The following is a 12,930-nucleotide window of genomic DNA, read 5'->3' on the forward strand; positions in this document are numbered from 1 at the left end:
CCCCCTGACCGCGAAACGGCGCCGCGTCTTCCATGGCCCTTCCGCTAGGGATGCACCAGCACCTTCACGGCAGTGTCCTTGTGGTTGATGAGGGTGTCGAAGCCCTGCTCCACCAGGTCCTCCAGGGCGATCCTGCCGGTGATGAACGGTTTGAGGTCCACCTTGCCCTCCTGCACCATCTTGATCACCGCGGGGTGGTCCCGGACATAGGCGATAGTGCCGCGCAGGTCGATTTCCTTCAGTACCAGCTTCTGCATGTCCACGGTCGCGGGCGCCCCCCAGATGGACACGTTCACCACTACGCCGGCGGGCCGGACGGCGTCGAGCATGGTGTCCAGCACCGCGTTCACGCCGGCGCACTCGAAGGCGACGTCGGCACCCGTCCCGCCGGTGAGCTCCAGCACCCGGGCCGGGACGTCCTCCTGGCTCGGATCCAGCACATGGTCCGCGACGCCGCTGGAGACGGCCTTTTCCTTCCGGGCCTGGGTCAGCTCGCTGATGATTGTCGTCACGCCCATGCCCTTGAGCACCGCCGCGGTCAGCAGCCCGATGGGGCCCGACCCACCCACCAGCGCCACGTCCCCGGCCTTCGCGCCGCTCCGCGCCACCGCATGGTGGGCCACCGAGAGCGGCTCGATCAGCGCCGCCTCATCCAGCGGGATGTCGCCGATCGGGTGCACCCAGCGCTGGTCCACCACGATCTTTTCGCTGAGCCCGCCCCCGCCGCCGGAGAGCCCGATGAAGCCCATCTGCCGGCACAGGTGGTAGCTGCCGGCCTGGCACATGTCGCAGTCGCCGTCCACAAAGTATGGTTCGACGACGACGTTGTCCCCCACCGCGAGCCCCTCCACCCCGTCGCCGACCCCGGACACAGTCCCGGAGAACTCGTGCCCCAGGGTCACCGGCGACTCCTCGCCCGAAAGGGGGTGCGGGTGTCCCGGCGCCGGGCAGAAGATCGGACCTTCCAGGTATTCGTGCAGGTCCGTGCCGCAGATCCCGCACCACGCGACGTCGATCTTCACCGCCCCGGCCCGGAGCTCCGGCTCCGGAATGTCCTCGATCCGGATGTCCTTGCGGGCGTGGAAGCGTGCTGCCTTCATGGTGGTCCTTTCCGATGGGGAGCGCGTGCATAGTGAGGTGCGCAGGAGTTCCAGGAACGACCCGGCGCGAGAGCAACCGGACTGCGTCCGCCCATCCTCACACCGCCGGTGGGACCTGGGTAGGGACCTTTGGGCCGGATCCGCGACGGGTTGCCAAGCCTTGTCACGCAGTTAACGCCGCATTCACGTCGCCCCCGGGATCTGTCAATGCGCCGAAAATACCGTCGGGGCATGGACAACATTTCCCGTAGATCCCTCTTGACCGCAGGCCTCGGCGCCGGGCTCGTCGCCGCCTGGCCGAGTGCCGCCGTCGCCGTTTCCACCGCTGACGACGCCGGTCTCCGCACCGACCCGTTCCGGCTCGGCATCGCCTCCGGGGAACCGTGGCCGGACGGCTTCGTGCTCTGGACCCGGCTGGCCGTGGACCCCGTGGCCGAGGACGGACTGGGCGGAATGCCCGCCCGGAACGTCGCAGTGTCCTGGGAAGTGGCGGAGGACGAAGGCATGCGCACGGTCATGGCCCGCGGCGTCGAGCACGCCCGGATCGAGACCGCGCACTCGGTGCACGTGGAGCTGCGCGGCCTGCGGCCGGGGCGGGAGTACTTCTACCGGTTCCGCACCGGCCGTCACCTCAGCGCCGTCGGCCGGACCCTGACCAGCCCGGCCCGGCACGAGACGCCGGCGGCCCTGGCCATGGCGTTCGCCAGCTGCGCGCAGTACGAGCACGGCTACTTCACCGGCTACGCGCGGCTGGCGCAGGACCACCCGGACCTGGTGCTGCACCTGGGCGATTACCTGTACGAGTACAAGAAGGACAGCTACGTGATCGGCGGCGGCAACCCGCGCGACCACGCGGGCCCGGAGACGGTAAACCTGGCCGGCTACCGACAGCGGCACGCGCAGTACAAGGCCGACGCCGACCTGCAGGCCGCGCACGCGGTGGCGCCGTGGCTGCTGGTGTGGGACGACCACGAGGTGGACAACAACTGGGCCGGCGACGTGCCGGAAAACCGGAACCCGGGTCAGCTCAACGACACCACCGGGCACTTCCGGCAGCGCCGGGCGGCGGCGTTCCAGGCGTACTACGAGAACATGCCGCTGCGGCCCTCGTCCGTGCCGGCCGGCGCCGACATGAAGATCTACCGTCGGCTGCAGTGGGGCCAGCTGGCCGCCTTCCACATGATGGATACCCGGCAGTACCGCGATGACCAGCTGGCCGGCGACGGCTGGCGGAAGAACGTGGCCGAGCGGTTGGCCGAGGACCGCACCATCACCGGCGCCGAGCAGGAGCAGTGGCTGCTGGAGGGCTTCCGGAACTCCACGCAGCGCTGGGACATCCTGGGCCAGCAGGTCTTCTTCGCCGAGCGGGACCGCAACCAGGCCCCGGAGATCGACGACGTTTCCATGGACGGCTGGGACGGCTACGCCGCGTCCCGCCGCCGGATCACCCAGGGCTGGGTGGACGCGAAGGTGCGCAACGCCGTCGTCCTCACCGGCGACGTGCACCGCAACTGGGCCAACGACGTCAAGGTCGACTACAAGAACCCGGACGCCCCCGTCGTCGGCTCGGAACTGGTGTGCACGTCCATCAGCTCCACGGGCAACGGCACCGGCGCCACCACGGACCCCACGATGGCCTGGAACCCGCATCTGAAGTTCTTCAACGACAACCGCGGCTACGTGACCACCCGGATCACCAGGGACGCGATGACCGCGGACTTCCGGACGCTGGACTACGTCACGACGCCGGGTGCCCCCGTGGCGACGAAGGCGTCGTTCCGGATCGACGACGGCGTACCCGGGGTTCGGCGGGAGTCATAAGGCCACCCGGTACGCAGGACCGGCGTGGTGCCGTTGGCGTGATCCGTCCGTCTTAGGCACGACAGGGGCCGGGCATCCTTAGGTGCCCGGCCCCTGTCGTGCCCTGCCGTTGCGGCTGTACCGGAAGGTCAGGGTCGGGTGGAAGCGGCCCTGGTGGTGCCGCGGGAGAGCAGCAGCGACATCGCGATCATGCCGATTCCGAGGACCAGGTGGAGCCAGTTGTCCGCGTTGTTGACTGGGACGAAGTTCGCGGCTGTGTCGTGGCCGATAAGGAGGCCGTAGATCCAGAGAATCAGGTAGACGACGCCGCCGTAGAGAAGGAAGTTCTTGGCCTGCGGGTGGCTGCGCGCCATCAAGATCCCCGCGACACCGAAGAGCAAGTGAACGATGTTGTGCAGGACGGACACCTGGAAGAGCCCGAGGAGAAGTGCCTCGGATTCGTGGCCGGCCAACCCCAGCGAGCCGCTGGTGATTCCGGGAATGAATCCCAGGACACCGACCAGCAGGAACACCACCCCCACCGCTAGTGCGGCTTTTTGCATAGTCGACTTCTGGCTGACATCGCGGCTGGTATTTGTCACTGCGCACTCTCCTTAGTCGGAAAAGCTTTCATTCCTACTACCGGGACTTGCATTCGGTTCTGGCATTCCATGCCTGCAAAAATAGTAAGCAATATTACTATTTGGCGCTACAGGGTCCCTTCAACTGTTACCGGCGAACACGGTACTGCTCCGCTAAGGCATAACCATGCACTCAAAGGCCCCGCGGCCGGACAGTCTCCTGCCGCGTGCTTTACTGGGTGCGGCAGCTGACTCGCCCGGCTTACGGAGGAGATGGTATGAACGAACCGTTTAGCGGCGCAGCGGGGCTGGCGTTCGCCGCCGGCTTCAAAGCCCTCAAGGTGCTGCGCCCGGATCGGCCCATCCACCCCGCGGGCGTGGCGCTCACGGGAACCATCGACCGGCAGCCCGGGGAGGGGAAAAGCGGGATCCTGTGGGTCGACACCCCCGGGAGCGGCGCCGTGAGCGCCCGGCTGTCACGGTCCGTTGGCACGCCCCCGGACTGGCCGGATATCCTCGGGCTGGCGCTGCGGATCCCCACGGAGACGGGCCCGGCCGACGTGCTGCTGGCATCTACGGGGATGTCGCGGCCCGGCCGGCTGGTACTCACGGCTCGCCGGTATGCCAGCCGTAGCAAGCTGACCTCACTCATGCCCTATAAAGGGTCTGCGGGTCCGGTTCTAGTGGCAGCCCGCCCGGAGAAAACTGGGAAGTGGCTTCCTGCCGCCCCGGGCGCGTTCCGCCGGGCGCTGGGCACCGCGACCTGGACCCTCGGTCTCCACTACGCCCGGCCCTCGGGGAATTGGGTCCGTTTCGGCACCCTCGCGCTGAGTCTGGACCCGGTAGCGGCGGATCTCCCCACCCGGTTCGATCCGTTGGAGCATTCTCTGCCCGGCGCCGGCACCTACGGCTGGGCGCGGAGGCTGCGGAAGCCCTCCTACGAGGCAGCCCGTCAGCCGGCGCCATAACGAAGCACCTGGCTGACCACGGTCCGCGGCGCCGCGGACGCGGCGGTGAGTTCCGTGACGGTCTTGGGCCCGTCGGCGAGCTGCCACAAGAGGTGCAGGCGGGCGGGTTCGGCGAGCATCCGCAGCGTCCCCGCCGCTGCTTCGAGTAACTGCGGGCCGGGGGCGACGTCGTGGACGAGCGACTGCTCAGCGGCGGGTGTCGCCGCGTGCTCCGGCTGGCTGCTCAACACCCTGCTCCAAAATCGCGGCACTCAGCAGCACCGTCCGGCCCTTGCCCGCGATGCCGGCACCGCTCTAAAATCGAAGCATCCTGTTTTAGAAGGTGCGAGATGGAACCAATCCCGGCGGCCCGCACGCCCCGCACCCACGGCGGCGGTTGAGGTGGACTGGCCCGGCTGGGCGCTGTTCGGCCTGCTCGCCACCACGGCCCTGACCGCGGTGCTGATCGCCTGCCAGATGGCCGGCTGGACCCGGCTCGACCTGCCCTTGGTCCTCGGCAGCCTCGTCACGCCGGACCCCGACAGGGCCCGGATCGCGGGATTCTTCATCCACCTCGCCGCCGGGCAGGTCTTCGCCCTCGGCTACGCGGCGGTCTTCGCGCTGCTGGGCCGGGCCACCTGGTGGACCGGCGCGCTGCTGGGCCTCCTCCACGTCACCGTGGCGCTGACCATCATCCTGCCGCTGCTGCCCGGCATCCATCCCCGGATGGCGAGCACCCGGGCCGGGCCCACCAGCCGGGCGGCCCTGGAGCCGCCGGGCCTGCTGGGCCTCAACTACGGGATCCAGACGCCCGCCGTGGCCGTGGCAGCCCACCTGGTCTACGGTTCGCTGCTCGGACTGCTCCTCACGGTCCGCTGACCCGCCCGGCGTGAAGGAAGGCGGCGCACCATGGAAGCCACGGCCCCCTCCCCCGCCCTCGCCGGCTACGGGCTGCTGGGCGACACCCGCACCGCCGCCCTGGTCTCCGACGACGGCGGCATCGACTGGCTGTGCGCGCCGGCCTTCGACGGCGACCCCGTCTTCGGCGCCCTGCTCGGCGGCCCGGAGGCCGGCACCTTCCGCGCCGGTCCCGCCCTGCCGGCGCACCGGCTCAGCCGCCGCTACCGCCCGCACACCGCCACACTCGAGACGGTCTGGGCCACCGACGGCGGAACGCTGACCCTCACCGAGGCGATGATCGGGGAAGTCGCCGGTCAACTGCTACCCACCACACTCCTCGTGCGGCGGCTGGAGGCGACGGACGCCCCGGTACGGGCCGCCGTCGTCTTTGACCCGCGCCTCGGCGAGCGCCACCGCCGCCCGCGGGTCCGGCCGGGGCCGCACCTGGTCTGCGAGTGGGGAGCCCTGGCCCTGTCGCTGGGCTGCAGCGGCGGGCTGCGGGTGGAGCCGGGAACGACGGCGGAGGTCACCGTGGTGCCCGGGCGTCCGGTGGTGCTGGTGCTCGCCCTGGCGTACGCGGAACCGCTGGTCTGGATGGACCCCGAAACGGCGTGGGAGCTGGTGGACGCCGATGAACGGCGCTGGCAGGAGTGGACGTCGGGGGTCAGCAACGGCGTCCCGTTCCGGGAAACGGTGCTGCGCAGCCTGCTGACGCTGAAGCTGCTGACCTATTCCCCGTCGGGCGCGCCCGTGGCGGCGCCCACGACCTCCCTGCCGGAGGACCCCGGCGGCGTCCGGAACTGGGACTACCGGTACGCCTGGCCGCGGGACGCCAGCATCGGGATCGCGGCGTTCCTTGCCCTGGGCAAGGACGGCGAGGCGCTGAACTTCCTGAACTGGCTCCTGCACGCCAGCCGGCTGCAGCGGCCCCGGCTGCAGGCCCTGCTGACGCTGACCGGCGGGCACGTTCCCCGCGAGCGCACGCTGCAGGCCTGGCCCGGGTACGCCGGCAGCGCGCCGGTGCGGACGGGCAACGGCGCCGCGCACCAGCACCAGCTCGACGGCTACGGCTGGGTCCTGGACGCCGCGTGGAACCTTGTCGGGCAGGGCCACCGGCTCAATTCGGAGACCTGGCGGGCGATGCGCGGCTTCACGGACCTCGTGGCGCGGCGCTGGCCGGAGCCCGATGCCGGCATCTGGGAGATCCGCGACGGCCCGGCCCACCATGTGCACTCCAAGCTCATGGGCTGGCTGGCCCTGGACCGGGCCCTGCGCATCGCGGACACGCACCGGATCAGCGCCCGGCGGCGGCGCCGCTGGGACACCGCGCGGGCCGCCCTCGCCGCCGACATCAGCGCCCGGGGATTCGACCCGGCCCGGAACACCTACACCCGCTCCTACGGCTCGCCCGACCTGGACTCAGCCCTGCTGATCCTGCCGGTGACCGGCTTCGAGGCGCCGGGCTCGGCGCGGCTGCGGGGCACGGTGGACGCCGTCACCGCGGAACTCTCCGCCGGCTACCCCCTCCTCTACCGCTATCCGCCCGGCCAGGACGGGTTGCCCGGGGACGAGGGGGCCTTCCTGCCCTGCTCCTTCTGGCTGGTCCAGGCCCTGGCCCTGACCGGAAGGACCGCGGAGGCGGCGACACTGTTCGACGCACTGCTGGGTCTCGGCGGTCCGCTCGGCCTGTTCAGTGAGGAAGCCGATCCGGGCACCGGGGCCCTGCTTGGGAACTACCCCCAGGCGCTGACCCACGCCGCACTGGTCCAGGCGGCGCTGGCGCTCCGCGATGCCGCGCGCCAGGTGCCGGAGGGGTGAACCTGGGAGGTCCTAAGCTGGGTGCCATGACGACAGCCATGGCCGGCCGCAGCCCGTTAGGTTCCCGCGTCGCCCAGGCGGTGCAGACGCTCACGCCGGGCTACTTCGCGCTCACGATGGCCAGCGGGATCATCTCGGTGGGCCTCGAGCTCGAAGGCTTCACCGCCCTGTCCGCGGCGCTCCTCGTGGTCTGCGGAGTTTCGTACGCCGTGATCCTGGTCCTCAGCCTGGTGCGCCTGGTGCAGTTCCGCGCGGACATGCGCCACGATTTCATGGACCCGGCACGGGCCTTCGGGTTCTTCACCTTCATCGCCGGCACGAATGTGCTCGGGGTGCGGCTGGGGATGGCCGGGTGGCCGGGGACGACGGCGGCGCTGCTGGCCGTCGCGGTGCTCGCCTGGGTGGTGCTGGGCTATGTGGTGCCGTGGACCGCCGTCCTGGGCCGGGCCGAGCGGCCGGTGGTGAAGGACGCCAACGGCAGCTGGTTCATCTGGTGCGTGGCCAGCCAGTCCGTGGCGGTCGCGGCGGCGTCACTCGAGCCCTCGGCGGCGCCGGACCAGCGCGCCGTGCTGGCGCTGGTCGCCGTCGTGGCCTGGTCGGTGGGGCTCATCCTGTACGCCGCGGTGGGGATCTTCGTGTCGCTGCGGCTCATGACGTACCCCATCCGGCCCGAGGACCTGCGCCCGCCCTACTTCGTGGCCATGGGCGCCATGGCGATCAGCGTCCTCGCGGGCGCGCGGATCGTCGAGATGGCCGGCGCGCCGATGGTGGACGCGACGCGCGGGCTGGTGGCCGGTTCCTCGGTGGTGTTCTGGGCCTTCGCCTCGTGGCTCTTCCCGGTCCTCCTCGCCGCGGGCTGGTGGCGGCACGTGGTGCACAAGGTGCCGCTGTCCTACGAACCCGGCCTGTGGAGTGTGATCTTTCCGCTGGGCATGTACGCTGTGGCCGGGATCTACCTGGGGCGCGCCGACCGGCTTCCCCTGGTGGCGCTGATCGGCCGGATGGAGCTGTGGCTGGCCGTCGCCGCGTTCCTCGCCACCCTCGCCGCGATGATCTGGCATTTGTGGGTTACGCTCGTACGCCCGGGGCGGTAACCATTCGGCTAGAACCGGTTGCACGCTCGGGCATATCCTGCAGGCAGACGGTCCATCATCCGCAGCTTTCCGGAGGCACCCCATGGAAATGCCCAAAGCGTCCGACGCCGACAAGGAACACTTCCGCTCGGTACTGCCCCGCCGACCCGAGGTGGTCACCAAGCCTATGTTCGGGAATCTGGGGGCATTCGTGAACGGCAATATGTTCGCCGGCCTCTTCGGCTCCACCATCGGGGTGAAGCTCTCGGCGGAGGACAAGGAGACGCTCGAAAGTACCGAACGGACCGTACCGTTCGGCCCGGCCGAGCGGCCCATGGGCGGCTATACCGGTTTGCCGGACAGCTGGAACGGCGACGGCGGCGAGGCTCGCGCCAGGGCCTGGGTGGAAAAGGCGTTTTGGCACGTGGCCGGCCTGCCGCCGAAGGGGGCCAAGTAGCCTGCATCGATGGCCAAACCGCTTCCCAACGCCGACGGCGGGACCCACCGTTTGGTGGATCCCGCCGTCGGAGCATGCCGGCTGGGTCCGAGCTGGGCCCGAGAGCGCTGAAGCCGGCCAGAGGCAGCTCGGCTGGTACGCCGGATCGGCGGGGCCGGAGGCCTGCCCCAGGGCGTGGGCCACGAATTGGTGCACCACGGGGTCATTCGGCGTCTGGTCGTGCTCGAAGACGTCGGCGGGGCACTTGTCCTGGATGGTGATGTTCGTGACCTGTTTCGCCGTGCCGCTAAGGAACTGGCTGTTGTAGGGAATGACCACCTCGTCGTAGACCGTGGAGAGGACGGTGTACGACGGTCCGGCAACGGTGTCACCGGTGGAGTTCAGCTGCTGCATGAAGGCTGACCCTGCCTGCTGGTCGGCGCAGGACGCGCAGTTCAAGGCGGTGTAGTCCGGCGGCGGGACGATCAGGCCTTTGGTGCCGTGGTTGGAGGGTACGATGCCCACCAGGTGACGGACGTACTTCGCTCCGCCGAGGAAGCCCATGTAGTAGCGGGGCATCATGCCGCCCTGGCTGTGGCCCACCAGGTCCACCTTCTTGGCGCCGGTGGCGGCGCGGACCGCGTCAACGAACGGGGCCAGTTCCTTCGCGGAGTCGGCCACCGGCGCGGTGGCGTAGACGCCGTTGGTTTCACCGTAGTTGAGGGCGAACACGCAGTACCCCTGGCTCTTCAGGTAGGGCGAGAGGGTGGACCAGTTCTTGGCCATGCTCTCGAAGGTGCCGGGCACCAGGATGACGGGATAGGGGTGCTCGGCGGACGGCTTGCAGGTCCAGTCGTTGGCGCCGGGAGGGGCGACATCAAGGGTGTCCGCCTGGGCCGGAACGGCGGAGAGTGAAGCGGCGAGGACCGCGGCGGCGGCGATGGACAGGGCTCTGGTGAGCAGCGACATGGAAACCTCTTTGTTCGTGTCGGCGGGTGGCGCCAGATGGTGTTCTTTCGCAACCGGGGCTTGGCCTCGGTCTTCACAGGCTAGGCAGCCCGCGGGCCGGCAGCACCATGGATTTGCACGGATGTGCAGGAATATCGGCACGCGGCCGGGTCCTGCCCGGCCGGTGGAACGAGTCCTCCGCAGGACGAAGTTACTGGTCAGTAGCTTGCGGTGCATCCGGAGCCCACTGCGAAGGGAGGTGTGAGCTGTTGCACAAATGTTCATCAGGTGCGGTTCGTCGACTTCTGCCATGTCAACGCGGCGAAGCTGCCAGAGGCCGCCCGCGCGGTTTACTTGCCGCCGCGCCTTCCGACCGGTGATGATGTGGCGTAGCGCACGACGCGCCACCGGCTCGGGGCCTGGGGATCCCTCAGCTGGCATAGCGCCCCAGAAGGCTTCCGTTGCTGCACTTTCCTTCCGCCAATTCGGCCGCCCACCGACCGTCTCCCCGCGATGTTGCCCGGCTGGAGGACCTGTTCGATGACGACGTATGGGCGTTCAGCAACTGCCGGGTGGACGCCCCGGGCAGGCCCGTGGCCGAAGTCGACTGGATCTTCTATAACGCCCGGCACGGCACCCTCATGGTCAGCGAGTGGAAGGGATTCCCCCAACGCGTCGCGCTCGCAACCGACACGGGCACGCCTTGGCTGCTGGAGGGCGGCATGGCCGTGTCGAATCCGATCGAGCAGGTGTCGCGGCAGCTCGACGCCGTCCGTGCAGCCCTGCGCGGCGGCATCCTCCCCCAGCACTTCCCGGCGTTCGACGCGCTGCAGTTGCGCATCATGCAGAGCGTCTACTCCCCGCAGGTGGACCGGAACACGACCATTGAGCGGATCCGCTGGGGCAAGGTGTACGGCGACCTGCCGGAACTGGCTGCGGTGATTGCGAACTCGACCAGCCCGGCTCCGCTGTTGCTGCCCGACGCCGGCGCCCGGCTTGAGCTGGCCAAGGCGCTGTGTGCGCTGTTCCGCACCACCTTCCCCCACGAGGCAGAGACCAAGCTACGCGTCTCACCCAACGGCGGGGACACCGACGTCGTCCTCCGCATCAGCGCCATCCACCGGCAGATCGCGGCGCTGCACGGGGAACTCGCCGACCTGATAGTCGCCGCGGGCATGCGCAGCTCGCCGACCCCGCCGCCGGCCGTCGGCACGGCACCCCTGGCGGCAGTGAAGAACCCGCAACCAAAGGTGAACACCGCGCACGCAGCGGCCTCCCAGACCCCGGCACTCACCGAATACCAACGCATGCAAGCGCATCTGACGCGAAGCTTCCAGGGAGTCAACGGCAGTGCAGCCGCGGCAACCAAGGCGCTGGAGGAGGCATGGAGGTCGATCCTCGGCGACCCTCTCCTGCACGGCGAATCGGGCATCAGCGTGTCCCTTTTCGGCAACGTGGGAATGCCGCTGGTGAAGGAGCGCCATGGATCCCTTCCGAAGGTTCTCGGCATGCCGCTGCGCAAGTGGTGCGTGCTGCAGGCCGAAGCCGCCGGCCTCCAGCCGAAGGACGTTCCCGGCAAGCCCTCGAACCTGCGGGTGCGCTGAGCATCGGCGAACGGCAGCCTGCGCCCTGACAGCTGAGCCTGTCGGGCAGCCTTGGGCGTTGAACCGGAGATAGGATCTCCCTGGCCCAGCCAGGGGCAGCGGCTTTGCGGAGCTGAGGATGATGGGGGCAACTCAATGCTGGACTTGAAGCGCATTTACTGGACCCGCGTGGGACTTCGGCTGGCGTTCGCAGCCACGATGATGTGGTTGGCCGTGTCGCTTGCTCTGGCCTTCATGCCGAAGACGAGCGCCGGCACCAAGACACCCACCGTGTCAGAGGTATTCCGCGGGATGGTCGACGGGATCGTGGCCGCGGTGATACTGCCGGGCCTGCTCGCCATCGTCCTCACAGTTATCGCGGGCGTCATCACCGCCCGGGACGTCCGACGCCGGGATCCGGCGCGGCGCTTCACCCGCCAGCAGCGCCGGGAAGGAATGGCACGTGCCGGCGGCCAGTGCGAGATGGAGGCAGGTCACGGCCGCCGCTGCTCGCGGCCCGCTGAGCACGGCGACCACTTCTACCCGTGGTCTAAAGGCGGGTCCAGCAGCCTGCAAAACTTTGTTGCCGCCTGCGCCAGGTGCAACCGAGCCAAGGGAGCCAGGGTTCCGTCACCGCGCCAGCAGGAACGGCTGGAACGACGGCGGCTGGGCTACGTGGCGCCGGGGGCTGCCCTGAACGTCGGCGAGCGGCAGCCGCTCCCCTGACGTGCGTCGGCGCTAAACGAAACGCCCGCGGGCGCCGCCCGGTCCCCCGCCGCCGACCCGGGCGCTGCCGCGACCGCTATAAGTAGTCCCCGGCGCGTTCGCGGGCGATTTCCAACAGCGTCGAGTGGAACGCGACCTCGGCCGGGGCGTAGACCTTGTCCTGTCGCTGGGCCAGCAGCACCCGCCGCAGGGGCGCGGCGGAGCCGAGGCTGATCACCCGGACGTCAGGGTGCTGCAGGGCCACGGCCGTCTTTGGCACCATGGCCACGCCCATGCCGACACTCACCATCGCCTGCGCTTCCTGGTAGTCGTTGGCCAGGAAGCCGATGGTCGGTTCGAACCCGGCCTCATGGGCGGAGCGCTGCAGCACTTCGACGACGGGGTGCGCCTCGGCCCGCACGATCCAGGATTCCTTGCGGAGCTCCTCCATCCGGATCTCGTCGCGGTCGGCCAGCGGATGGCTGCGGGACACCAGCAGGACCGTGCTTTCCTGGAAAACCTCCGTGATCCGGATGGAATCGTCGTGAAAGCGGTTCCAGGGGTAGTCCCAGAGCAGGCACAGCCCGGTCACTCCGGACTGCAGGTCGCTCACCAGGTCGTCGAAGCGCGCACTGCGGAGGGACAGGCCAATCGCCGGGTACCGCTTCTTGAAGGCCCGGATGACCACCGGCAGGAACGAGCCGGCGAGCGTCGGAAAGGTACCCACAGTCAGCGAGCCCCGCTTCAGGCCGGCGATCTGGTCCAGGTCGGACTGGGCGGCCCGCATCTGACCGATGACCTTGCGCGCGTGCCCGGCAAGCACCTGGCCCGCCTCGGTAGGCACCACTCCGCGGGAGCGGCGGTTCAGCAGCGGCTGCCCCACTTCCTGCTCAAGCTTCCGCAGCTGCTGCGAAACCGCGGAGGGCGTGTACATCATCAGCTCGGCCGCGGCAGTGATCGATCCCTGCTCCACCACCTCCACCAGCAAGGCAAGGCGCCGAATGTCGAACAATTCCCGGTCAGGATCGTTAAGCAACGC

General features: G+C 69.4%; 12 protein-coding genes and 1 pseudogene. 8 read left to right on the top strand and 5 right to left on the bottom strand.

Going from position 1 to position 12,930, the window contains the following annotated elements; genetic code table 11:
• Nucleotides 1-44: 44 nt before the first annotated feature.
• The gene (locus ACTWLI_RS02130) at nt 45-1,100 is read right to left on the bottom strand and encodes a 2,3-butanediol dehydrogenase (protein ID WP_445155064.1); all 1,056 of its coding nucleotides are present in this window, start codon (nt 1,098-1,100) and stop codon (nt 45-47) included.
• A gap of 231 nt (nt 1,101-1,331) precedes the next feature.
• Here ACTWLI_RS02130 and ACTWLI_RS02135 point away from each other — a divergent pair, with 231 nt between their 5' ends.
• Entirely contained in the window at nt 1,332-2,921 is a 1,590-nt protein-coding gene (locus ACTWLI_RS02135) for an alkaline phosphatase D family protein (RefSeq protein WP_445155065.1), read from the top strand.
• 128 nt (nt 2,922-3,049) lie between these two features.
• Here ACTWLI_RS02135 and ACTWLI_RS02140 read toward each other — a convergent pair whose 3' ends face one another.
• Nucleotides 3,050-3,463 (bottom strand): DUF4383 domain-containing protein, encoded by a 414-nt coding sequence (locus tag ACTWLI_RS02140; protein WP_445156101.1) that lies wholly within the window; start codon nt 3,461-3,463, stop codon nt 3,050-3,052.
• Nucleotides 3,464-3,759: 296 nt separating this feature from the next.
• On the opposite strand from ACTWLI_RS02140, the gene ACTWLI_RS02145 reads away from it, so the two are divergent.
• Nucleotides 3,760-4,449 carry a hypothetical protein gene (locus ACTWLI_RS02145; RefSeq protein WP_445155066.1) on the top strand — a complete coding sequence of 230 codons (690 nt, stop codon included), beginning with the start codon at nt 3,760-3,762 and terminating at the stop codon, nt 4,447-4,449.
• Here the strand turns inward: ACTWLI_RS02145 and ACTWLI_RS02150 are convergent.
• Nucleotides 4,434-4,676, bottom strand: coding sequence for an ArsR/SmtB family transcription factor (locus ACTWLI_RS02150; RefSeq protein ID WP_445155067.1), 243 nt, complete (start codon nt 4,674-4,676; stop codon nt 4,434-4,436). The genes ACTWLI_RS02145 and ACTWLI_RS02150 overlap by 16 nt on opposite strands.
• A 154-nt stretch (nt 4,677-4,830) precedes the next feature.
• Between ACTWLI_RS02150 and ACTWLI_RS02155 the strand changes: the two genes are divergently transcribed.
• The 4 genes from ACTWLI_RS02155 to ACTWLI_RS02170 all read left to right on the top strand — a co-directional run bounded on the left by ACTWLI_RS02155 (nt 4,831) and on the right by ACTWLI_RS02170 (nt 8,676).
• Nucleotides 4,831-5,307: a hypothetical protein gene (locus tag ACTWLI_RS02155; RefSeq protein WP_445155068.1), complete on the top strand. Its 477-nt coding sequence runs from the start codon at nt 4,831-4,833 to the stop codon at nt 5,305-5,307.
• Nucleotides 5,308-5,337: 30 nt separating this feature from the next.
• Entirely contained in the window at nt 5,338-7,146 is a 1,809-nt protein-coding gene (locus ACTWLI_RS02160; RefSeq protein ID WP_445155069.1) for a glycoside hydrolase family 15 protein, read from the top strand.
• A gap of 26 nt (nt 7,147-7,172) precedes the next feature.
• A complete protein-coding gene (locus ACTWLI_RS02165; RefSeq protein ID WP_445155070.1) occupies nt 7,173-8,240 on the top strand; it encodes a tellurite resistance/C4-dicarboxylate transporter family protein in 1,068 nt (355 codons plus the stop codon).
• Nucleotides 8,241-8,322: 82 nt separating this feature from the next.
• Entirely contained in the window at nt 8,323-8,676 is a 354-nt protein-coding gene (locus ACTWLI_RS02170; protein ID WP_445156102.1) for a TfoX/Sxy family protein, read from the top strand.
• A gap of 120 nt (nt 8,677-8,796) precedes the next feature.
• Here the strand turns inward: ACTWLI_RS02170 and ACTWLI_RS02175 are convergent.
• A pseudogene (locus tag ACTWLI_RS02175) lies at nt 8,797-9,624 on the bottom strand (lipase family alpha/beta hydrolase); the annotation flags it as partial.
• A 440-nt stretch (nt 9,625-10,064) separates the two neighbouring features.
• Here ACTWLI_RS02175 and ACTWLI_RS02180 point away from each other — a divergent pair.
• Both ACTWLI_RS02180 and ACTWLI_RS02185 read left to right on the top strand, forming a co-directional pair.
• On the top strand, nt 10,065-11,207 hold the full coding sequence (locus ACTWLI_RS02180; protein ID WP_445155071.1) for a hypothetical protein: 1,143 nt from the start codon (nt 10,065-10,067) through the stop codon (nt 11,205-11,207).
• A 135-nt stretch (nt 11,208-11,342) separates the two neighbouring features.
• A complete protein-coding gene (locus ACTWLI_RS02185) occupies nt 11,343-11,912 on the top strand; it encodes an HNH endonuclease (RefSeq protein ID WP_445155072.1) in 570 nt (189 codons plus the stop codon).
• A 76-nt stretch (nt 11,913-11,988) separates the two neighbouring features.
• Here ACTWLI_RS02185 and ACTWLI_RS02190 read toward each other — a convergent pair whose 3' ends face one another.
• Nucleotides 11,989-12,927, bottom strand: a complete 939-nt coding sequence (locus ACTWLI_RS02190) for a LysR substrate-binding domain-containing protein (RefSeq protein ID WP_445155073.1) — start codon at nt 12,925-12,927, stop codon at nt 11,989-11,991.
• Nucleotides 12,928-12,930 lie beyond the last annotated feature (3 nt).

The organism is Arthrobacter sp. Hor0625 (genome assembly GCF_052567525.1).